Annotated in this window: 18 protein-coding genes; 9 read left to right on the top strand and 9 right to left on the bottom strand. The window is 71.0% G+C overall.

Annotated features, from left to right (window positions below):
- Positions 1-259: 259 nt before the first annotated feature.
- Positions 260-1,903 carry a lectin gene (locus tag ACQ86G_RS22065; protein ID WP_431257316.1) on the bottom strand — a complete coding sequence of 548 codons (1,644 nt, stop codon included), beginning with the start codon at positions 1,901-1,903 and terminating at the stop codon, positions 260-262.
- A 298-nt stretch (positions 1,904-2,201) separates the two neighbouring features.
- On the opposite strand from ACQ86G_RS22065, the gene ACQ86G_RS22060 reads away from it, so the two are divergent.
- Entirely contained in the window at positions 2,202-2,414 is a 213-nt protein-coding gene (locus ACQ86G_RS22060; protein ID WP_431257315.1) for a hypothetical protein, read from the top strand.
- Between the two features lie 21 nt (positions 2,415-2,435).
- On the opposite strand, the gene ACQ86G_RS22055 is transcribed toward ACQ86G_RS22060, so the two are convergent.
- Positions 2,436-2,741 carry an NIPSNAP family protein gene (locus ACQ86G_RS22055; RefSeq protein WP_431257314.1) on the bottom strand — a complete coding sequence of 102 codons (306 nt, stop codon included), beginning with the start codon at positions 2,739-2,741 and terminating at the stop codon, positions 2,436-2,438.
- Between the two features lie 37 nt (positions 2,742-2,778).
- Positions 2,779-3,708: a LysR family transcriptional regulator gene (locus ACQ86G_RS22050; protein ID WP_431257313.1), complete on the bottom strand. Its 930-nt coding sequence runs from the start codon at positions 3,706-3,708 to the stop codon at positions 2,779-2,781.
- 104 nt (positions 3,709-3,812) lie between these two features.
- On the opposite strand from ACQ86G_RS22050, the gene ACQ86G_RS22045 reads away from it, so the two are divergent.
- Complete coding sequence (locus ACQ86G_RS22045) at positions 3,813-4,667, top strand: SDR family oxidoreductase (RefSeq protein WP_431257312.1); 855 nt, start codon at positions 3,813-3,815, stop codon at positions 4,665-4,667.
- Positions 4,668-4,729: 62 nt separating this feature from the next.
- Here ACQ86G_RS22045 and ACQ86G_RS22040 read toward each other — a convergent pair whose 3' ends face one another.
- Positions 4,730-5,743, bottom strand: coding sequence for a helix-turn-helix domain-containing protein (locus ACQ86G_RS22040; protein ID WP_431257311.1), 1,014 nt, complete (start codon positions 5,741-5,743; stop codon positions 4,730-4,732).
- 101 nt (positions 5,744-5,844) lie between these two features.
- Positions 5,845-6,234, bottom strand: coding sequence for a RidA family protein (locus ACQ86G_RS22035; protein ID WP_431257310.1), 390 nt, complete (start codon positions 6,232-6,234; stop codon positions 5,845-5,847).
- 272 nt (positions 6,235-6,506) lie between these two features.
- On the opposite strand from ACQ86G_RS22035, the gene ACQ86G_RS22030 reads away from it, so the two are divergent.
- Positions 6,507-7,073, top strand: coding sequence for a DUF4865 family protein (locus ACQ86G_RS22030; protein WP_431257309.1), 567 nt, complete (start codon positions 6,507-6,509; stop codon positions 7,071-7,073).
- Here the strand turns inward: ACQ86G_RS22030 and ACQ86G_RS22025 are convergent.
- The 4 genes from ACQ86G_RS22025 to ACQ86G_RS22010 form a co-directional block, all read right to left on the bottom strand.
- On the bottom strand, positions 7,070-8,665 hold the full coding sequence (locus ACQ86G_RS22025; protein WP_431257308.1) for a PepSY-associated TM helix domain-containing protein: 1,596 nt from the start codon (positions 8,663-8,665) through the stop codon (positions 7,070-7,072). The genes ACQ86G_RS22030 and ACQ86G_RS22025 overlap by 4 nt on opposite strands.
- Positions 8,662-8,937 carry a hypothetical protein gene (locus tag ACQ86G_RS22020; protein WP_431257307.1) on the bottom strand — a complete coding sequence of 92 codons (276 nt, stop codon included), beginning with the start codon at positions 8,935-8,937 and terminating at the stop codon, positions 8,662-8,664. The genes ACQ86G_RS22025 and ACQ86G_RS22020 overlap by 4 nt, the downstream gene beginning before the upstream one ends.
- Positions 8,927-9,205 (bottom strand): hypothetical protein, encoded by a 279-nt coding sequence (locus ACQ86G_RS22015; RefSeq protein WP_431257306.1) that lies wholly within the window; start codon positions 9,203-9,205, stop codon positions 8,927-8,929. The genes ACQ86G_RS22020 and ACQ86G_RS22015 overlap by 11 nt, the downstream gene beginning before the upstream one ends.
- A gap of 97 nt (positions 9,206-9,302) precedes the next feature.
- A complete protein-coding gene (locus ACQ86G_RS22010) occupies positions 9,303-10,160 on the bottom strand; it encodes a 4'-phosphopantetheinyl transferase family protein (RefSeq protein WP_431257305.1) in 858 nt (285 codons plus the stop codon).
- A gap of 115 nt (positions 10,161-10,275) precedes the next feature.
- On the opposite strand from ACQ86G_RS22010, the gene ACQ86G_RS22005 reads away from it, so the two are divergent.
- The 6 genes from ACQ86G_RS22005 (at position 10,276) to ACQ86G_RS21980 (ending at position 20,847) form a co-directional block, all read left to right on the top strand.
- Positions 10,276-10,800, top strand: a complete 525-nt coding sequence (locus ACQ86G_RS22005; protein ID WP_431257304.1) for a sigma-70 family RNA polymerase sigma factor — start codon at positions 10,276-10,278, stop codon at positions 10,798-10,800.
- A 128-nt stretch (positions 10,801-10,928) separates the two neighbouring features.
- Positions 10,929-11,177 (top strand): DUF4880 domain-containing protein, encoded by a 249-nt coding sequence (locus ACQ86G_RS22000; protein ID WP_431257303.1) that lies wholly within the window; start codon positions 10,929-10,931, stop codon positions 11,175-11,177.
- Between the two features lie 82 nt (positions 11,178-11,259).
- Positions 11,260-11,508: an MbtH family protein gene (locus ACQ86G_RS21995; RefSeq protein ID WP_431257302.1), complete on the top strand. Its 249-nt coding sequence runs from the start codon at positions 11,260-11,262 to the stop codon at positions 11,506-11,508.
- Between the two features lie 5 nt (positions 11,509-11,513).
- Positions 11,514-12,293 carry a thioesterase II family protein gene (locus ACQ86G_RS21990; protein ID WP_431261466.1) on the top strand — a complete coding sequence of 260 codons (780 nt, stop codon included), beginning with the start codon at positions 11,514-11,516 and terminating at the stop codon, positions 12,291-12,293.
- A gap of 177 nt (positions 12,294-12,470) precedes the next feature.
- Positions 12,471-17,321 (top strand): condensation domain-containing protein, encoded by a 4,851-nt coding sequence (locus ACQ86G_RS21985; RefSeq protein WP_431261465.1) that lies wholly within the window; start codon positions 12,471-12,473, stop codon positions 17,319-17,321.
- A 4-nt stretch (positions 17,322-17,325) separates the two neighbouring features.
- A complete protein-coding gene (locus ACQ86G_RS21980; protein WP_431257301.1) occupies positions 17,326-20,847 on the top strand; it encodes a non-ribosomal peptide synthetase in 3,522 nt (1,173 codons plus the stop codon).
- Positions 20,848-20,970 lie beyond the last annotated feature (123 nt).

The following is a 20,970-nucleotide window of genomic DNA, read 5'->3' as shown; positions in this document are numbered from 1 at the left end:
CGCGATTGTTCGTCACCGCCGCCTCGGCGGCGCGACATCCCCATCGCGCCCGTGCGGCCTTCATTGCGGTTGCCCGCGGATGGTGCGTGATCACGGCAAGGCTCCCACCCTTTCGGGGTAGTGTCGATGCCTGGATATACGGCGTTCCTCGCGGGACGGATGCAGACGCCGGGCAGTCACGCCGTCATCGGACGCGACCGGACGCCGCCGGTCGCCGGTCGCCGGTCGCCGGTCGCCGGTCGCCGGGTGGCCCGCGGGCTCAGCGCGCGGCGGTGATCAGGTCGAACTGCTCCCAGGGTCCGATCGCCGTCCGGTTCGCGATCAGCGAGGCCGCGCCGGCGTTCTCGGCGGTGACGTAGCGGTTGTTGGCGATCGACTGCAGCGTGACCGAGCCATTCGGGTTGCGGATCAGCTTGAACGACTCCCACGGACCCACGGCGGTCCGGTTGGCGATCAGCGCGGAGCCGCCGCCGTTTTCTGCGCAGACCAGCTTGCCGTTGGCCCGCGCGCGCAGCGCGATGTTGCCGCTGCCGGCGTCCAGCAGCTCGAACTGCTCCCAGCCGCCGATGGCGTCGCGGTTGGCGATCAGCGCCGCGGCGCCGGCGTTCTCGGCCGTCACGTAGCGGTTGTTCACGCGGGCGCGCAGCGTCACCACCTGCGCGACGGGCGGCGTCGTGCCGACCACCGGTTGCGTCGGCCGCGTCGGCGTCAGCGGCAGCAGGCCCTTCAGCATGCGCCCGCCGTCGTTGGTCAGGCGCAGGTAGTAGTCGGACGAGCAGGCCGTGCCGTCCTCGTCCAGCGCGAGGATGCCCGAGCCGGCGGGCACGAAGGCCGCGGTCTCGGCGGTCTTGGCGATCTGGTTGCCCTCGTTGAACTCGTCGAACATCGAGATGTAGAGGCCCTGCGAGCCCAGGCGGACCAGGTTGTAGAACTGGCGCCACATGAAATCGCCGTGCTTGCGCTGACGTACGCTCAGGTCGCCGGGCAGCACGCACGGCTGGTAGTCGATGCCGCGTGCGTTGCAGTCGGCCTGGTCGGCCAGGTTGACGTTCTGGTAGAACCAGTCGGACCCGGCCGCGTCGCCGATGCGGCCGACCATCCACGGCGAGATCATGTTGAGCGCGTGGTAGACGTCCAGGTAGCCGGCGCGCGAGTCGTTCTTTCCTTCGCGCCAGTAGGTCGGCACGCCGCCCATCACGTAGCAGCCCTGGCCCTTGAACCAGTTGATGACGTCCAGGCAGGCGGCGGCGGACCAGGGATGGTTGTCGTCGTTGAAGCCGAAGCCCCAGATGCCGACGACGGGCTTGCCGTTCTGGCGTGCGTAGGCCGAGGACGCCACCAGCGCGGACATCTTGTTCAGCCAGTCCGCCTTGATCTCGGGCTGCATGTTGCGCCAGCCGCTCACGTCGTACATCACGTAGAACTTGCGGCCATACGACTCGGCGGCGCTGCGCACCTTCACCGCCATCGCATCGCGGGTCGCGCCTTCGCCGCCGTTGGGGTTGAAGCGCTGCAGCGCCGCGGTGTCGCAGCCGTTCTGCTGCATCCAGCGGAAGTGCGTGTCGACGGTGGACTGGTCGTAGGACGAGAACAGCGTCGCCGGTGCGCCGTTGCCCAGCCGGTCGAATGCGGTGGCGTAGCCGGACGCGTACTCGCGCATGTCGGGCCACGAGATGATCGCGCGGTTGCTCGGGGAAGGCGTGCGACCCCAGTCCTGCGCCCAGTGCCACCAGCCGTTGATCGGCGCGCCGTCGCCGGCACAGGCGAACCAGCCCTGGTAGCCGACGGTGATCTTGCCGACGACGTCGCCGACCGGACTGGCGGCGATCGCTTGGGACAGCGGCAGCGCGGAGGCGGCGACGCCGGCGGCGGTACCGAGGAAGGTGCGGCGGGAAACGGTCACAGGGGTTCTCCAGCAGCGACGCCATCGGGGCGTCGAGGTGGAGGGACTGTAGGGACGCGTGACCGGGCGCTGTGTCGAGGTGCGTCGGGAGCGCGCGGATGCGACGGCCCGGTTGCAATGCTTGCAGGGATGCAACGAGGGTTGCGAAGGGCTCTACCTCTTAGGAGGTGGGGAAAGCGCCATCCGGCTTCCAAGCGTTGGCCTCGACAATCTGCTGGCATCAGACCCTGCATCCCTCCGGGCCGACTTGCGAGGACGCCATGCCCCACTGGATCCGCATCTCCGGGAGCGCAGCACCATGACGACGGTGCCGTTCAAATGCCAGAAGACCGGCACCGCGTTCCTACCCAACGAAGGCGGGATCTGCGGCTTGTGCCGCCGCACCTTGCTGACCCAGTTCCTCCATACGCAGGTGTTCCCTCGTCAGGCTGCACCGATGTGCTCGGACTGCGTCGCCGACCTGCAGCAGGTCGCGAAGCGCAACAGCTGGCCCCGGCCGTGGATGACCTAGGGCCGGCGATCTCCCGTCAGGTCACTCGAACACAGGCCGGAAGAACGTGCGCTCGTAGCTGACGATGCAGCGCGTTTCTTCCGCGTACCGGAAGGCGGCCTGGCATTCCGCATCCTCGAGGGACTTGATCCGGTACGCCTCGTAGGCGGCGAGCGAGGGGAAGGAGAAGGACGCCAGCGCGATGTTGTTCGCGCCCTCCGAGGGCAGCAGGTAGCCGTGGTGCACGCCGCCGAACCGGCGCACGAGCGGGATCCAGAGCTTGCCGTAGTGCTCGAACTCCTTGAGCTTGAACGGGTCGAGGACGTAGCGGAGGTGGCAGGTGATCATGGCGGGACCGGGATGAGAAAGATCTGACGGACGCCGATCATGCCTTCAAGTCGACCAGCAGCTCGGCCTTCCACCACTGCTTGCGCCGGATCAGGCCGCCGATGTGCCGCAGGAGCAGCCGCCGGCCTTCCACGACCGCCTCCGAGTGGGCGCGGGCCTGGTTCTCCCAGAGCGCCCAGGTGACCTGCTGGGCCCGCAGCGGCGCCCAGCTGAACGACGCGTCGCCGGCGATGCCGGACAGCGCGGAGGCGGGCACGACGCTGAGGGCCACGCCCCGCCGGGCCATGTCGAGACAGATGTCGACCGCGTCGGTCTCCACGGCGACGCGGCAGTCCAGGCCGCGTCGCGCCATCGCCTGCTCCAGCTGGACGCGCAGCACGTTCGGGCGTTCGGGGAGCACCAGGGGCCTGCCGTCCAGGTCGGTCAGGGGGAGCAGCTTGTCCGGCGTCAGCTGATCGGCGGCGCGACCCACGACGACGACGGGTTCGCGCAGGAGCGCGGTCTGGGTGTGCCTGTGCGCCGGCGTCGCGCTGAAGGGCACGATGCCGAGGTCCAGCAGGCCTGCGGCCATGTCGTCCTGCAGCTCGTTGCTGAGCCCCTCGCAGATACGCAGCTTGACGCCGGGCAACTGCGCGGCGATGGCCTCGATGAAGGGGCACGCCACCCGCTGCCGCCAGGCCGGCGGCATGCCGATGGCGAGCTGTCCGGCGGCCTGCTCGCCGACCTGCTGTTTCAGCAGGTTGAACTGCTTGAGCAGCGGGCGCGCCCGCTCCGAGAGCAACCGGCCCGCGTCGGTCAGCAGCACGCCGCCCTGCGTGCGGTTGAAGAGCCGCGCGCCCATGTCCTGCTCCAGCAGGGCGATCTGCCGCGACAAGGCGGGCTGCGACAGCTGCAGCGTCTGGGCGGCCCGGTTGATGCTTCCCAACTCCGCGACGCGGAGGAACAGATCCAGCTGACGAACTTCCATCGGGGTATCCAATCCTTCGATAACCGTCATTGATCTTCAACATTATTCAGCCAACGGTCCGATCACTAGAGTGGCGGCTTGAATCAAACCAACGAAGGATCGACATGATTGCCATCACAGGCGCCGCCGGACACCTCGGCGGGCTGGCCATCCGGCAGCTGCTCAAGACGCTGCCGGCCAACGAGATCGTCGCCACCGTGCGCGACGTGGAGAAGGCCGGCGCGCTGCGGGACCTGGGCGTCCAGCTGCGCGTGGGCGACTACGATCGCCCCGAGACCCTGCGTGCGGCGTTCGAAGGCGTGGAGAAGCTGCTGCTCGTGTCCGCCGTCGTGCCGGGGCAGCGGTTGAGGCAGCACCAGGCCGTCATCGACGCGGCGCAGGCCGCGGGCGTCCAGCTGGTCGTCTACACGAGCATGCTGCGTGCGGACACGTCCACCTTGTCGCTCGCAAGGGAGCACCACCAGACCGAGGAGTACCTGAAGCGCTCGGGACTGGCCCACGTGCTGCTGCGCAACGGCTGGTACTTCGAGAACACCACGGCCGGTCTGGCCGATGCCGTGACGCACGGCGCCCTCATCGGCAGCTCGGGGCAGGGGCGACTGGCCTCGGCCTCGCGCGAGGACTACGCGGGCGCCGCGGTCGCGGTGCTCACGCAACCCGGCCACGTGGGCAAGACCTACGAACTGGTCGGCGACCACAGCTTCTCGATGGCCGAGTTCGCCGCGGAAGTGTCGAGGCAGGCCGGCCGGCCGGTGAGCTACCGGGACCTCGCGCCCGCGGAGTTCGCCGCCGCGCTGCAGGGCTGGGGATTGCCGCAGATGATCGTGGATGTCGTGGTCGACGCCAGCGTGAAGTCGGGGCAGGGCGAGCTGGACGACACCTCGCGGGACCTGTCCCGCCTGCTCGGCCGGCCGACGACCCCGTTGGCCGACGCCGTCGCTGCCGCCCTGCGCGGGTGACCACGCGCCGCGGCGTTGTCCGTTCGCGCGGGCGGGCGACGTCGAGCGGCGCCGGACGGCATCTACGCGCTTGAGGCGCGGCGGTGCCGGGTTGCCGAGGGCAGTTCCCCGAACAGGGCGCGATAGTCCGCCGCGAGGCGGCTGAGGTGCCAGAGGCCCCAGCGGGCCGCGATGTCCCCGATGGGCTCATCGGTGGACGCACGGAGTTCGCGTCGGATGCCGTGGAGGCGGATCCCTCGCAGAAAGGCCATCGGCGTGACGCCGAACGCCTCGTTGAAACCGTACTGGAGCACGCGCGCCTGCACCCGCACGGCGGCGCAGATGTCGACCATGTCGAGCGGCTGGTCGACCCCGGCGCGCATGAACTCCACTGCCTCCCGGACGATGCGATGACGGGAGCGGCCTGCGGCTGCACGCGGCCGAGGCGTGGAGGCGGTGCCAGCATCAGCGGCGCAGCTCGCGCCGATGGCCTCGACAAAGGCGCCGAGCAGCGCATGGTGCAGCGCCGTCACGACCTGACCCCGCTGCAGCGCAGCCGGATCATCGGCCACCAGCCTCGCCGCGGCATGCAGGCGGCGGCGAAGGCGCGCGCTGCTCGCAGGCGCCAAGGTCAGCACGGCGCGGGAGACCGCGGCGGCGACGGCGGTCTCGCCATCCGACCACGCGGCGTACCGCATCAGCGCGTCCGCCTCGATCGCGATGCCCGCCAGCTGAAGCGTCGCGGGTGAGCGGAAATCGCTGGCCTGCCGAGGCGCCAGGGCGACCAGGGTGTCCCGGTCATACGTCTGCCCGAAGACGCGCCCCGAGCCTTCACAGGCCAGCGGGAAGGCCAGGGCGATCGCGCCCGCGGGGCCGGGTCCCGTCTGATGGGTCGCCTGGTTCAGACGTTCCACGAAGAACTGGAGACCGTCCACCGAGCAACCGAGCATCGAGCCCCGGAAACGTCCGCCGCTCAGTTGCTGGTATCGCTGGCCCCACCCCGCGAGGCTCCTGGCCTGATCCTCGACGTCGGCCAGCACGTCGCGCGTGACGACGGTGAGACGCGGGTTCGCGGGAGGGGGAAGCGTCGGATCCATCGTGCGGGGATTCTGCATCGTGATGCCGTGATGCCTTGACGAGGAGACCGGGCGGGGATCGGGGGCGCAGGCGGCGAGCCCCAGCCCAGGCCGTCAGGCCATCAGGCCGTGGCCACCGCCTCGATCTCGACGCGCACGTCGGGGCGGAACAGCGCCGCCACGCCGATCAGCGTGCTGGCCGGCGGATGCTTCGGGTCGATGAAACGATCCCGCACGGCGCGCAGCGTCGGCAGCAGGTCCGGCTGGAGGTCGGTGACGTAGTAGGTCAGTTTCGCCACCTGGGCGAAGTCGCTGCCGGCGGCCTTCAGTGTTGCCTCCAGGTTGGAGAACACCTGCTCGAGCTGGGCCTCGAAGTCCGGGCCCGCGACCGACCCGTCGGCTCGGAAGGGGACATGGCCGGACAGCAGCAACAGCCGGCCGCCGTCGATGGCCGCGGCCTGGGAAAGGCCGGGGATGCCCGGTCCTGGAGGATTGATGGCATGGAAACTCATGGGACTGCTCCTCGATCGAAGTCGGGCGGATGCCGCGCATGGAGGTGCGACTCTAGGTTTCTCGGGGTGCGCCGCGTTATCCGGAATGCGAAAGCGGCGACAGGTCGCCGGGTGGGCCGCCGAGTGGACTGCCGCTCGACGCGTCGACCGTCGAGCGGGGGGCTCGGGCTGCCTTGCGCCGCCCGCAACGGCCCTTTGCCGTCCGGCACGTTGTCCGGCGATGCCCGCAGGATCAGACTGCGGTCCCTGTCCACTGACGACGCGGAGCGGTCATGTTCTCCATGCAATACGGATTCGACTTCCCCGAGACCTTCGACATCGACACCGTCCGCCAGCGCGCCGTCGAGATCGGTCCGCGCTTCGACGCACTGCCGGGGCTGCGCTACAAGGGTTTCCTGGTGAGCGAACGCACGGCGCAGGCGCCCGCGCGCTACTCACCGTTCTATCTGTGGGAGGACCTCGGCGGCATGCAGTCCTTCCTGTCCTCGGCGGCGTTCCAGGCGCTGGTCGACAAGTACGGCCGACCCGTCGTCGATCAGTGGCTGCCGCTGGCCCACCGGCAGGCGGACGACGCGGCCGCGACGACGCCGCGTCACGCCACGCAGGAAATCGCTGCCGTTGGCGATGCGCAGAACATCGGCGAGCTGCAGGTCAGGGCCGCAGCGCGGGTGCGGGAACTGGCGGCGCTCCCCGGTTTCCACACCGCGATCGCCGCGCTGGACGCCTCGACCTGGCGCCAGGCCTTGACGGTGTTCTGGACCTCGCCGCCGGAGGCCTCGTGGGGGCGTATGTACGAGGTGCCGTATTTCTCCCGTCCGGCCCGGCCTCCTCAGTCCTAGGGCGGGAGCGGGCGGGAGGTCCCGGTCGTCTGCGGGACGGCTTTCCTGCTGGTCTTCGGCGCCAACGCCCACACGCTGTTCGCCGGCCCGTCGAGGCCGCGCTTCAGCGTCGCCGCCGCCAGTCGCGCATAGGCTGCGGCCAGCAGCAGCGCCGTCAGGTCCACGAAGATCCGGTGCGAGTGTCCGTCCAGCACCGCGCCCAGCGGGGAGACACCCGTCGCCATCCACGCCGCCGCCGGGATCGCCGCCGTCAGCACGGCGCAGAGCCACAGCAGTTCATGCCCCGCCCGCGCCGGCGGACGGAGGAAGGCCCACGCGAGACTCGCGAAGAACACGCCGAAGTAGACCGCCTGGTCCCACCGGTCGCGCAGCAGCGCGCCGGAGAGGAAAAGCGCCGACACCCCCGCGATGCAGCCCAGGCACACGCCGAGCGTCAGGCGCGCCATCAGTCGCGGGCCGCGCGCCTGCTCCGTCTGCTGATGGCGGCGGCGGGCCTCGATGTAGAGCAGATTGCCGCTGTAGAAGAGGAAGGCGCCCGCCAACCCCAGCACGAAGTACAGCCACTTCAGCAGCGTGTCGCCGAAGTTGCCGTAGTGCAGCGAGGTCAGCCCGTTCAGGAAGCGCTTGCCCGGCGAGTAGGTGGCCGGCTGGTCCACGCCGAGCACCTCGCCCGTGGCGCCGTTCAGGGCCACGGCCACGCGGCGGCTCAGCATCTTCTGGTCGACCAGCCCCACCAGCGTGACCTGCGCATTCACATCGCCCGGGTCGTGCAGCGACACCTCCGAGGGCTGGAAGCCCGGCACCTGTTCCCGGCCGCGGCGCAGCAACTCCGTCAGCGGCAGCAGGGCGTGCGGGGACGCCTCGGCCTCCACGTGCGTCGCCGTCTGCAGGTCCGGCTTGATGATCTTCAGCAGCTTGCCTTCGAACACGAAGAACTGGAACGGCGCCAGCATCAGGTAGCCGATCGCGAGCACCGCGCCGCTCCACGCGAAGATCACGTGGAAGGGCAGCGAGAGCAGCCCGATGACGTTGTGCGCGTCCTGCCACAGGCGCTTCAGGTTGCGCCCGGCGCGCAGGGCGAAGAGGTCCTTCAGCAGCACCGGCGCGTGGATGACGATGCCGCTGACCAGGGCTAGGCCGTAGAGCACGCAGGCGATCCCGAACAGCCGCGTGCCCCACGGCGCCGGCAGTCCCGCGGTGTAGTGCAGCTCGTAGATCAGCTGGATGAAGCCGCCGTGCGCCGCCGCCGGGGTCAGGTGTTGTCCCGATGCGTCCAGCACGTACCGGCGGTGCTCGGTGTAGTTCTCGTTGTACCAGTCGAGCTCCGGGTCGGCCGGCGCCAGCTGCAGCTTCAGGTTGTGCGAGTGCGGATGCGCGAGCTGGACCTTGTCGAGCAGGGTCTGCGCGCGGGCCAGCCTGGCGACCTGGTCGACCTCGGCCGACGGGCGGCGCCAGCCGTCCAGTTCCTGTGTGAACACCGTGATCGCGCCGGCGTAGAACGCGATGAACAGGAGCAGTCCGGCCGCCAGGCCGACCCAGGTGTGCAGCGCCAGGAAGCTGCGCAGGGTGGCGGGATTGAGCTTCCTCTTCATGGGGCGACGACCTGGATCCAGCCGATCAGCTTGAGACCGTGCAGCAGCGCGTAGCCGAGCACCGTGAGCCCGCCCATCCACGCCCAGGCCCGCAGACCGCTGCGCGCGGTGAAGACGGTCGCCATCACGCCGATCCACAGCGGGAACGACATCAGCAGCCAGGGCAGGGTGACGACCTCGGAGCGGCCCGGCCAGCTCAGGGTCACCAGACCGATCACGGCCGCCGTCAACGGCAGACCCAGCAGCGCCGCGGCCAGCGACTTACCCCACATGGCGCGTCTCCCCGTTCCTGCGGCCCGCCACCCAGGCGTTCAGATACGGCAGGGCCACGGCGCTCAGCATGAAGGCCGTCAGCATCGCGAAGCCGCCGCCCCAGAAGCCGAGCGCACGCCAGGCCGCGGCCCAGGCCAGCACCAGCAGCCACCCGCCCGCCAGACGCAGGCGTCGCGGATGGGCCACCGCGCGCAGGGTCTGATGCCGGCTTCCCAGATAGAAGGCGATCGCCGCGGCCATCGCCAGCGCGAGGTAGAGCAGGGACATCTTGCGAGGTCGTGCGAATGTTGAAGCGGCGCAGTGTAAATGCAACCAATTCTCAAATGCGAGGAATTCTCGTCTTGTCGCGCCGCCGGTCGTGGGGTCAGGTCGTGCCTCGGTCCTGGAGGTCGGCAATCGCGGTATGCACCCTCTCGCCGACCACCCGGGCATGGACCTGCAGCGCCGGGATCCGCCCGGCGAGCGGCCCCTCCGGGGTTGCACGGAAGTGGAGGCACAGCGTGCCGGCCAGATCCTCGATCCCGACCATCTCCACCTCATCGAAATCGACGAAGCGCTTCACCTGCGGATGGATCGCCTTGTAGACGCTTTCCTTCGCCGAGAAGAGCAAGGTGGCGCGCAACGGATCGGCGAGCTCGAACCAGCGCCGGCGTTCCCGCGGCGTGCAGCAGACCGCGACGATGTCGCGGCAGCCGGCCTCGTCGACGATGACTTCACTGTCGATGCCCAGGCGCGCGCATGCCGCGCCGGGGGCGACCGCGGCCCAGGCGCCGTCGCGGGTGTGGGCGATCGAGCCGATCACTCCCTCCGGCCATTGGGGCGCGCCGCCGTCGCCGATGGGAATGGCCGCGTTCATGGCCGCCGTCATGGCCGCGGTGAGGACCTCGCACCGGTCCGCCAGGTCGAGCAGCGCCGTCTCGGCGCACAGGCGACCCCCGAGATAACCGAGTTGGCGGGCGCGGCTCGACCGCCGTATCACCGCCGGCAGTCCGTCAAGGGTCAGGTCTTGCGTCAGCCGGTCCAGCAGCGTCAGGTCGATGCCGCGCCCGACGACCGGCGCGGGCAGCGTGTGCGGCGCCGACGTCATCTGGGCGTCGATCTCGCGCAGGCGCGCCGGGGCCAGGCGATGCAGTTGTTCGCGCACCGTCGGTGCGGTGTCGCACACAGGGGCAGGCACGAACGCGTCGTCTCCAACTGTTGCGATATGAAGCGTCGGTGTCATGTCCCTGATCGGTCGGCGGGATAGCGGGAATCGTGTCGCGATGACGGTAGAGTCGCGCCTTGTTGAGAATTATTATCATTCAAGTGACCTCGAAGTCACAGGGAGTACCACTGTCATGACCATCGAGTGCCTCGAGCCGGGGCTGACCCATGTCTTCATCGAGAACCGGGCGCGGCTGCGGCGGATCGCGCAGGGCATCGTGCGCACGCCCGAGCAGGCGGACGACGTGCTGCAGGACGCCTACCTGAAGCTGGCCCATGGGGAATCGCCGCGTCAGGCCGACCGGCCGCTGGGCTACTGCACGCGCGTGGTCCGCAACATGGCGCTCGATCACTGCCGCAAGCACAGCGTCGAGGCGAACTACCGCGCCTTCGATGTGGAGGCCGACGATTTGGACATTCCCGACACGGTGTCGCCCGAGCAGTCGATGCGCGACAAGCAGGTGATCTGCTCCATCGACCGCGCGCTGGGTTGCGTGCCCGCGCAGACGCGCCAGGCGTTCGAGCTCTATCGTCTGGAAGGCCTGACCCAGCGCGAGATCGCGCAGCGCATGGGATGTGCGCTCGGCCTGGTCAATGCCTGGATCGCGGAGGCCGCCCGGGCCATCGCCGGGTGCCGCCACCTGCTGGCGGACGACTGACGCGCGGGGCGACGCGGGCCGCGTTGCGCGCCCTCGCGCGGCGCGCGGCGACGCTGGAGTAAGCTCGCGCCGCAGGGTCGACCGGCCCTGCGCCAACGACTCCGGGTCACGCCGCCGCCAACCCCACCATGACACAAGAGCAGGACGATCCCGTCTGGTCCGCCGCCTGGACCTGGGTGCAACGCGAGTTCGATAGCGAGCACTTCGACGACGCCGCCCGCCAGGCCCTCGCGCGCTGGCTGGCCGAGGATCCCGAACACGCGCGCCAGTATCAGCAGGCGACGCGGCTGTGGGCGCTCGCCGGGCAGGTGCCGGCCCGCGCGCTGGATCCCGACGACACCGCGGCACGCGATCCGCGTGAACATCCGCGACGCTGAAACGTCTTGACAGGACAGGGCCCCGTCGCCGGTTCCACCGGCACGGGGACGCCCCCATCCCTATCCTGCAAGAGGCGTTCTCATGTCCACCAGCTGCTTCGACCGCGAAGACGACACCTTCATCGTTCTCGTCAACCACGAAGACCAGTACTCGATCTGGCCGCACTGGAAGGCCGTGCCCGGCGGCTGGTCCGTGGTGCCGGAGATCCGCGGTGACAAGAAGACGGTGCTCGCCTACGTCGACCGCACCTGGACCGACATGCGCCCGAAGTCGCTGCGCGACTGGATGGCGGAGCAGGAGCAGGCCGGCCAGCCCACGACCGCGGGTTGAAGCCGATGCCGGCGATGGCCCTCCAGCTGCTGTGCCTGCCGTGCGCGGGGGCCAGTGCCACGATGTACCTGCGCTGGCGCCGGCTGCTGCCGCGCTGGATCGAGATCGTGCCGGTGGAACTGCCCGGCCGCGGCAGCCGCCTCGGCGAGCCCTTCGTCGAGGACTTCGGAGCGCTCGTGGACCGGCTCTGCGACGAGCAGGCGGCGGTGATGCGCGGCGTGACGGGCCCGTCGGGTCACGCACCGGACTTCGCGTTCTTCGGCCACAGCATGGGCGCGCTGCTGGCCCACGGCATGGCGCAACGCCTGCGCGAGCGCGGCGAGCGCCTGCCACGCGCGCTCATCGCCTCGGGCAGCGCGGCGCCGTCGCGGCGCGACACGTCCCGGCTGCGTGCGGCGCTGGCCGATGACGCGACGCTGGCCGCCGATCTGCGCCGCCAGGGCGGCACGCCGGAGGAAGTCTTCGCCAACGCGGAGCTGCTGCGCCTGACGCTCGACGTGCTGGGCGCGGACTACCGCGTGTGCGACAGCTTCCGCCATGTCCCGCAGGCGCCGTTGCCCGTGCCCCTGCATGTCTTCGCCGGACGCCAGGACGACATCGCGCCGGACCGGCTCGCCGCCTGGTCGCTCGCGTCCGACGTGCCCGCCACGCTGGACTGGTTCGACGGCGGCCATTTCTTCGTGCGGCAGCAGGAGGGCGCGGTGCTGACCGCGCTCACCCGCCACCTGACCGCCTTGAGCGCCATGAGCGCCCCCGCGCGAGCCGCGCCCGGCGCCTTCGCGTGACCGCGCGGCGCCCGGCGCCGCGGGCCCGCTGCCCAGAGACCTTCACTGAAAGAAACGCGACATGCCTGCCGCGATGACGACTCCTTCGTCCCTGCCGGTGCCCGACGGCGCGGCGTCGACCCTCGTCGAGCACCTCGACCGCCTGGCCGCCGCGCGGGCGGGGACACCGCCTTGATCGTGGTCGGCGATGACGGACTGGACGGCCGACTCGACAGCGGACACGACAACGGACGCCATGATCGCGAGCGGCCCGTCACCTTCGGGGCGCTCCGCCGCCGCTCGCTCGCGCTGGCCGCGACCTTGCAGGCCGTGGCGCTGCCGGCGCAGGCGCGCGTGCTCATCGCGCTCGACGGCACGGACGATTACCTCGTCGCGTTCCTCGGATGCCAGTACGCCGGGATGATCGCGGTGCCCGTGTTCCCGCCGGAGAGCACGAGACCGCAACACCTCGATCGCTTCGACGCGATCGCGCGCGATGCCGGCGCGGCGGCGGTGCTCGCCACGCGCGCCGTGATCGAGGCGGGCAGCTTCGGGGAGTGCGGTGGAACGGCAGGGTCCGCAGGACTCGCGGGTGTCGCGGGTGTCGCGGCATCCCGCGGCGCGGGGACCCTGCACGCGCTGGCCGTGGACGAGATCGATGCCGCATGCGCCGACGCCTGGACGCCGCACCGTCCGCGGCCGACCGACATCGCCTTCCTGCAGTACACGTCCGGATCGACGTCCACGCCCAAGGGCGTGATGGTGAGTCACGGCAACCTGATCGCCAACGAGCGCGCGATCCAGGCGGCGATGGGCACCACGGCGCAGGACGTCTCCGTCTCCTGGCTGCCGCCGTTCCACGACATGGGGCTGATCGGCGGCCTGCTGCATCCGCTCTTCACCGGCGGAAAGCTGGTCCTGATGACGACGTCGCATTTCCTTGCCCGGCCGATGCGCTGGATCGAGGCGATGCACCGTCATCGCGGCACGCTCACCGCCGGTCCCGACTTCGCGTACCGGCTGTGCGCCGAGCGCGTGAGGCGGACGGGGTGGGCAGGGCGGGCAGGGCGCGCGGAGCGGGACGGCCAGGACGGTCGGGCCACCGCGCCGGCCTGGGACCTGAGCGCCTGGCGCGTCGCGTTGTCCGGCGCGGAGCCGGTCCGGGCGGACACGGTCGCCGAGTTCCAGGCGGCGTTTGCGCCCTTCGGATTCCGCGCCGGCGCCATCTATCCGAGTTTCGGCCTGGCGGAGGCGACGCTGTTCGTCACCGGCGGGCAACGCGGGGATGGCGCGGTGACGCGTCGCTTCTCCATCGAGGCCCTGAAGCAGGGCCGGGCGGAACCGATCGAAGAGGTCAAGGAAGTCGAAGCAGACGTCGACGCGGGTGTTGACTTGGAACGCGCGGACCGCGCGGTTCACGTGAACCCCGCGGACGGTGCGACGCAACAGCTGGTCAGTTGCGGCGCCGTGGCGACCGGCCACGAGCTGCGCATCGTCGATCCCGCGACCGGCGCCTCGCTCGGCGAGGCCCGGGTGGGCGAGGTCCGCGTGAGCGGACCCAGCGTGGCGCAGGGCTACTGGGGCCGACCGGACATCAGCGCCGAGACCTTCCTCGAGCAGGGCCCCGAGCGCTGGCTGCGCACCGGCGATCTCGGCTTCCTGCTCGACGGCGAGCTGTATGTGACCGGGCGCATCAAGGACCTGATCATCCTGCGCGGCCACAACCTGTACCCGCAGGACATCGAGGCGGCGATCGAGCGCCAGCCGGATCTGGTGCGTCAGGGACGCGTGGCCGCCTTCGCGGTGCCGGGCCCTGACGGCGACGCGATCGGCGTCGCCGCCGAGGTGTCCCGCGGCACGCGCAAGGCGATGACGGCGCAGGCGCTCGTCGCCGCGATCGGCGCGATCGTCGGCGGCCATTGCGGCGAGGCGCCGCGCGTCACGGTGCTCCTCAATCCGGGCGGTCTGCCCAAGACGTCCAGCGGGAAGATCCAGCGCGCTGCCGCGCGGCAAGGCTGGATCGATGGCACGCTGGATGCCTTCGCGATCCACGCGGAGGGACGTTTCGTGCTCGGCGGCGACGGTGGAGAGGGCCGGGACGGCGGAAATCGCGGAGGCGACGGAGCCGGCCGAGTCGGCGGATTCGGCGAGAAGGACCTGTCGCCGGACGCGGGAGATGCCATCGGAACGCAGCGGCCGGGCAGCGTGACCGAAAGGGTCCTCGCCGAGATCTGGCGCGAGTCCATGGCCGTGTCCGATGCCGCGCTGCCGACGCGCGACGCGAACTTCTTCGTCGCGGGCGGCAACTCGCTGACCGCAGTGAAGCTGGCCTCGCGCGTGTCGGCGCGGCTGGGCGTGACCTTGAGTCTGCGCGACCTTTTCGAAGCGCCGGTGCTGGGCGACCTGGCCGCGCGCATCGATGCACGCCGCGACGCTGCACTGTCGCGTGCCGCGACGCCGGATGCGCGCCCTGGTGTTCCGCCGCCGACGTCGAACGCGCCGGTGCCTCTGGTGCCCATCGATGGAAGCGTTGGGCGGATCCTGTCGCCGGCGCAGCGCCGCCTGTGGCTGGTCGAGCGGATGACGCCGCGCGCCGATCGCGAGGCGCATCCGGCCTACAACATGGCCGCCGCGCTGCATCTGGACGGTGAGCTCGATGCGGCGGCGCTGCAGGGCGCGATCGACGCGCTGGTGGCCCGGCACGAGGTGCTGCGCACCGTCTATCCGGAGAACGACGAGGGCGAGTCGATCGCGGTGCTGCGACCGGCGGCGCCGGTCGATCTGCCGATGCGCGACCTGTCCGCACTATCGCGGGAAGACCGGAGGACCGCCGTCGACGCAGCGCTGGCCGCGCAGGAAGTTCGCGCCTTCGATCTGGCTGGCGATGGCCTGCTGCGCGCGGAGTTGCTGCACCTCTCGCCCGATCAACACGTGCTGCTGCTGTGCGTGCATCACATCGCCTGCGACGGATGGTCGGTGGGCGTCTTCGTCCGCGATCTCACCGCCGCCTATGCGTCGGTCCGCACCGGCACGGCGCCGGACTGGCCCGCGCTGACGGTGCAGTACGCGGACTACGCGCAGTGGCAGACGCGCCAGCTGGCCGCGACGCAACCCGCGCTGTCCGCGCATTGGCGCGACACGCTGCGCGGCGCGCCGGTCCTGTCCACGTTGCCGCCCGATCGCGAGCGGCCGCCCGTGACCTCGATGGCCGGCGACACGGTGCCGGTCACGCTGTCCAAGGCAGAGGCCGACGCGATCACCGGTCTGGCCAGATCGCAGGGCAGCACGCCGTTCCTCGTGATGATGGCGGCCTTCCTGGCGCTGATGCACCGTCGCACCGGCAGCGACGACCTTGTCGTCGGCACCGACGTGGCCGGCCGCGATCTGCCAGCGCTCGAGCCGCTGATCGGGTTCTTCGTCAATGTCGTGCCCCTGCGCTCGCGCCGGCTCGGCGCTGCCGCCGGACCCATGGGGGCCCATGGCGCGCGGCCTGCGGGGGACGGTGCCAGCGGGCGCGGCGAGACCTTCGCGGGTTGGCTGACCCAGGTGCGCGAGCTCGGTCTGACGGCCTTCGAGCACGGTGCCATGCCGTTCGACCAGATCGTCGACGCCGCCGGCGTGCCGCGCTCGCGCCGGCATGGCCCGCTGGTGCAGGTCCTGTTCGTGGTCCAGAACACGCCGGACGCGCGCCTGGACCTGCCGGGGCTGACCGTGCGCCTCGAGTCGCGGCCGCCGGTCACCTCGAAGTTCGACCTCGCCGTCTTCGTCACCGACACCGCCGACGGCCTGCGTGCCGAGTGGGTGTTCGCGACCGCCCTCTACGAGCGCGCCACCGTCGAGGCCGCCGCCCAGGACTGGCGGACGCTGCTGCAGCGCGCCACCGCCGAGCCGCAGACCCCGCTCGACGCGCTGCTGGACGGACTGCCGCTTTCCTCTCCTCCGCCTCTTCAGGAGCCGACCATGACTTCCCTTCCTCCTCCCGTCGACAAGCTGGGCAAGCTCGGCAAACTGGCCGCGCTCGGCAAGCGTGCGGGACCGGCCGCCGAGGGCGCGCCGGCTCCGGCCGCGACGCCCGCGGTGCGCCTGTCCACGCTCGCGGACGACCGCCGTTTCCCGCTGATCGTCGAAGCCACGCGCCCCGACCTCGATGCCGTCGCCTGGGCGCGCGCGAACCGCGATGTCGTCGAGCCCCTGCTGCTCAAGCATGCGGGCCTGCTGCTGCGCAACTTCGGGCTGAGGACGCCGCAGGAGTTCGAGGCCTTCGCCGAGTCCATCGAGCCGGAGCTGTTCGGCGGCTACGGCGACCTGCCCAAGAAGGAGGGCGGCCGCAACACCTACCGCTCCACACCGTATCCCGAGCGGCAGATGATCCTGTTCCACAACGAAAGCGCCCACCTGGAGCGCTGGCCGCGCAAGCAGTGGTTCTTCTGCGAACTGCCGTCCCCGGTCGGCGGCGCGACGCCGATCGTCGACTGCCGGGACATGCTGCGCCGGCTGCCCGCCGAGCTCGTCGAGGAGTTCGAGCGCAAGGGCCTGCGCTACGTGCGCACCTTCACGCCGCGGCTGGATGTGTCGTGGCAGGACTTCTTCAAGACCACCGACCGTGCGGAGGTCGAGGCCCGGCTGACGCAGGCCGGCACGGACTTCGCCTGGCTGGACGCCGACACGCTGCAGACCCGCACGCGCTGCCCGGCCGTGGTCAAGCATCCGCTGACGGGCGAACGCGTGTTCTTCAACCAGGTGCAGCTGCACCACGTCAGCTGCCTGGAGCCGGAGGTGCGCGAGGACCTGCTCGGCCTGGTCGGCCCGGACCGCATGCCGCGGCATGTGACCTTCGGCGACGGGTCGCCGATCCCGGACGAGACGATGGCCGTCGTCGGCCAGGCCTATGAGGCCTGCGCGGTGCGGCTGGACTGGCGCCAGGGCGACATCATCATGCTGGACAACATGCTGGCGGCCCACGCGCGCGACCCGTACGAGGGGCCGCGCAAGATCGTCGTGGCCATGGGCGCGATGTTCGATCGCGCGTCGCTGGGCGGGGAGGGGTGATCCGATGAACGCGATCCATACCCCCGGGCTGCCGGCAGAGACGATCGTCGGCACGGGCCTGAGCCCCGAGCAGCGCATCGTCGCCGGGCCGCTGGATGCCGCCTCGATCGATGTCGCGCAGCTCGGCGCCGTGCCCGGCCTGACGGCGAGCGTCATGATCGATGTGGGTCTCGATGGTGGCCCTCATGGCGGCGCCGATTCCTCACGCGACGCTTCGGTCGACTCGTCCCCAGCCGGCGCCACGGCGGGAGAGTCCCTGCGTCGCGCGGTCGCGCAGGCGATCGACGCGCACGAGATCCTGCGGACCGCCTTCGGCCCCGTCGAGGGTTATCGCGGTCTGCGCCAATGGCCGTTGCCGAGGCGGCCGGCGCTCGACTGGTCGAGCGTCGATCTGCGCGATCGGGACGAGGCGGCGTTGCAGGCGTGGATCGACCAGCTGTCCACGCCGCTGTCCATCGCCGAGGGCCAGGTCTTGCGTGCGGGCATCGCGCGTGTCTCGGACACGCGGCACGTGCTGGCGCTGCACGCCAGCGCGCTGGTGGCGGACGAGGGCAGCCTGCGCGCGTTGCTGGCGCAGATCGCGCAGGCGCATGCCGAGCGGCACGCCACGACGGCGGGCTTCGACGTCGAGGAGCTCTTCCAATACAGCCAGTACGTCGAATGGCGCGCGGAGCTGGCCGGCGGCGAGGACGGCCGGACCGGCGCGGCGTACTGGCGTGCGCACCTGGCCGGTGACACGGCGTGGCACGGGCCACGCCTGCCGTCGCCGCTGGCGCCGCGCGCCGGTCGCGTCGAGGCGCGGACCGTGCTCGATGCGGGTCTGGCGCGCCGCATCGCCAGCTTCAGGATCGGCGACGCCGGCATCGGCGCCGAGCCGCTGCTGCACGCGGTCTGGCTGCTGCTGCTCGCACGGCTGAACGGGTTCGAACGGTTCATCGCCGGCTGGAGGCACGACTGCCGGGACGACTACGAGGTCATGCGCGGCGCCTTCGGTGTGTTCGAAAAACTGCTGCCGGTGGCCGTGACCCTGTCCGGCGAGACCCGCGTCGACGACTGGCTGAGCCAGGTTGCCGCCACGACCGGCGCGCATGTCGATGCGCAGGAGTACTGGACGGCTGAATCGCCAACGATGTCGGCCACTGATCCGGCAAAGGTTGCAGCAGGGGTTGGAGCTGCGGCGACGACGGCACATCAGGAAACCATCTTCCATTGGCAGACCGTCGCCGCGCCTGCATCGGGCTGGTCTGCACCGGCGATCGTCCGGTCCGGCGCCGACAGCCTCACTGACGCCGGAGCGCTTGCGCTGGCGGTGTGCTGGGGCGAGGCCGCCGAACTGGTCCTGCACGCTGACGGCCAGCGCCATTCGCAGACGGCCGTTGAGCGTCTGCTGGAGCAGTTCACCACGCTCGTCACCCAGGTGCTGGACCGTCCGCAGGCAGCGGTGAGGGAGTTGGATCCTGTCGGCCCGGTGGAGCGCGCCGCGCTGCTGCGCGCGGGCGAGGGCGAACGGCGCCATGCCGGCGCGCTGACCGTCTCGCAGCATGTCGCCGAGTGGGCGGCGTTGTCGCCGCAGGCGCCGGCGCTGGAAGCCGGCGGCGTCGTGCTGGACTACCGGGCGCTGAACCAGCGCGCCAACCGGCTCGCGCGCGCCATGACCTCGCTGGGCGTGGCGCCCGGATCGCTGGTCGCGCTGGACCTGCCGCGCGGCGCCGACCTCATCGTCGCGATGCTTGCCGCGTGGCGGGCCGGCGCGGCCTACCTGCCGCTCGAACCCGGCTGGCCGGCCGCACGGCGGCGGGCGCTGCTCGCGGATGCCCGACCGGCGCTGGTGCTTTCTGCTTCGTCGCCGCGCGGCGATGGCGATGGCGATGGCGATGGCGATGAAGTCGCCTCGGCGCTGCTGACCGGCGATGTGATCACGCCCGCCGGACGGCCCGGAATCGATCTGCGCCAGCTGGACGGCACGCAGCCGGCCACGCAGCCCCGACTGGAGGATCTGGCCTACGTGCTCTACACGTCCGGATCGACGGGCCATCCCAAGGGCGTGGCCATCGAGCACGGCCAGCTGCTGAACTATGTCGTCGCGAGCACCGTGGCGATGGACCTGGCCGCCAGCCGGCGCTGGGGCCTCACCAGTTCGGTCGTCGCCGACCTGGGCAACACGGCGCTGTTCGGCGCGCTCTTCAACGGCGCTTGCCTGGTCATCGCCAACGACGACGACACCCGCAGCCCGGCCGCGTTCGCGCGTTTCGTCGAAACGATGCGCATCGACGCGGTGAAGATCGTGCCGTCGCACCTCGAGGCGCTGCTCGAGGACGACGCGGCGCGCGTGCCGCGGACGCTGGTGCTCGGCGGCGAGGCCGCGCCGCGCGCGCTGATCGAGCGCTTGCGCCGCCTCGCGCCGGACACGGTCATCCACAACCACTACGGTCCGACCGAGACGACCGTCGGCGTGCTGGTCCATCGCGTGCGCGCGTCCGACCTGCAAGGCGGCGACGCGTTGCCGTTGACGCAAGCCCTGGCCAACAACCGCGTGCTCGTGCTCGACGAGGCGATGCGGCTCGCGCCGGCGGGCGGCCTGGGTCAGGTCTTCATCGGCGGGTCCCAGGTCTGCCGGGGCTATCTGGGCCGGGAAGTGCAGGGCGCCTTCATCGACGACCCCTTCCATCCCGGCGAGCGGCTGTACCGCACCGGCGATGTCGCGCGCGTGCTGGCCGAAGGCGGCCTGCGTCTCGTGGGTCGCGCCGACCATCAGGTGAAGGTGCGTGGCTTCCGCGTCGATCCGGCGGAGATCGAGGTCGCCTTGCTGGCCCTCCCGGGCGTGCGTCAGGCCGTCGTGCTGGCCGAGCCGGGCGCGACCGGGGAGATCGAACTGTCGGCCTGCGTGGTGCTGGAGAGTGACGGCGGATCGGCCGCCACCGCCGGCACCGCCGCCACGGGCGGTGCCGGCGCGGCCACTGCGACGGACCGCCCGAGCCAGTCGGACGGACCGGACCGCGCGGCGCAGTCGGAACCTGTGGAGCGGATCCGCGAGTCGCTGAAGGCCGCGCTGCCGTCGCACATGGTGCCGACGCGCTTCCATGCGTTCGATGTCTTCCCGCGGCTGGCCAACGGCAAGCTCGATCGGGGTGCGATCGTCGTGCGGATGGCCGCAGAGGCCGCAACGGCTGTCGCGGCGAGCTCGACCTCCGCCACCGGCGGCATCGGCAACGCCCCAGGCGCGCCGCGCGACGCGCTGGAGGTCGTCCTCGCGCAAGGCATGGGTCTGCTGCTGGGCCGCGGCCCGATCGGCATCGACGAGGACTTCTTCGAGCTCGGCGGCCATTCGCTGATGGTGATCCGGCTGGTGGCGAGGCTGCGCAAGCTGCTGGGCATCGAGATCGAGCCCGGCCTGGTCTTCGACCACCCGACCGTGGCCGAACTGGCCGCGGCGCTGCGCGCCGGCCCGTGGGACACCTCGGGCTTCGAGCGCCTGGCGGCCACCGACTGGCACAAGGCGGAGAAGACGGCCGAGAAGACGCCTTAGACCACGCCCCCGAAGACAGCCGCTCCCCCTGATCCGTCACGGATCCCTCCTTGACTCCGCAGTCCGACCGATGAACGACATGACCCTTCCCCCGCCGCGCCGGCTGATGTTCCGGTTTCTCCC

Origin of the sequence: Roseateles chitinivorans (genome assembly GCF_050632145.1) — a bacterium.
GTDB lineage: Bacteria > Pseudomonadota > Gammaproteobacteria > Burkholderiales > Burkholderiaceae_C > Roseateles > Roseateles chitinivorans_B.
The sequence above is the reverse complement of the archived record's forward strand: the minus strand, read 5'-3'. Positions and strand labels throughout refer to the sequence as shown.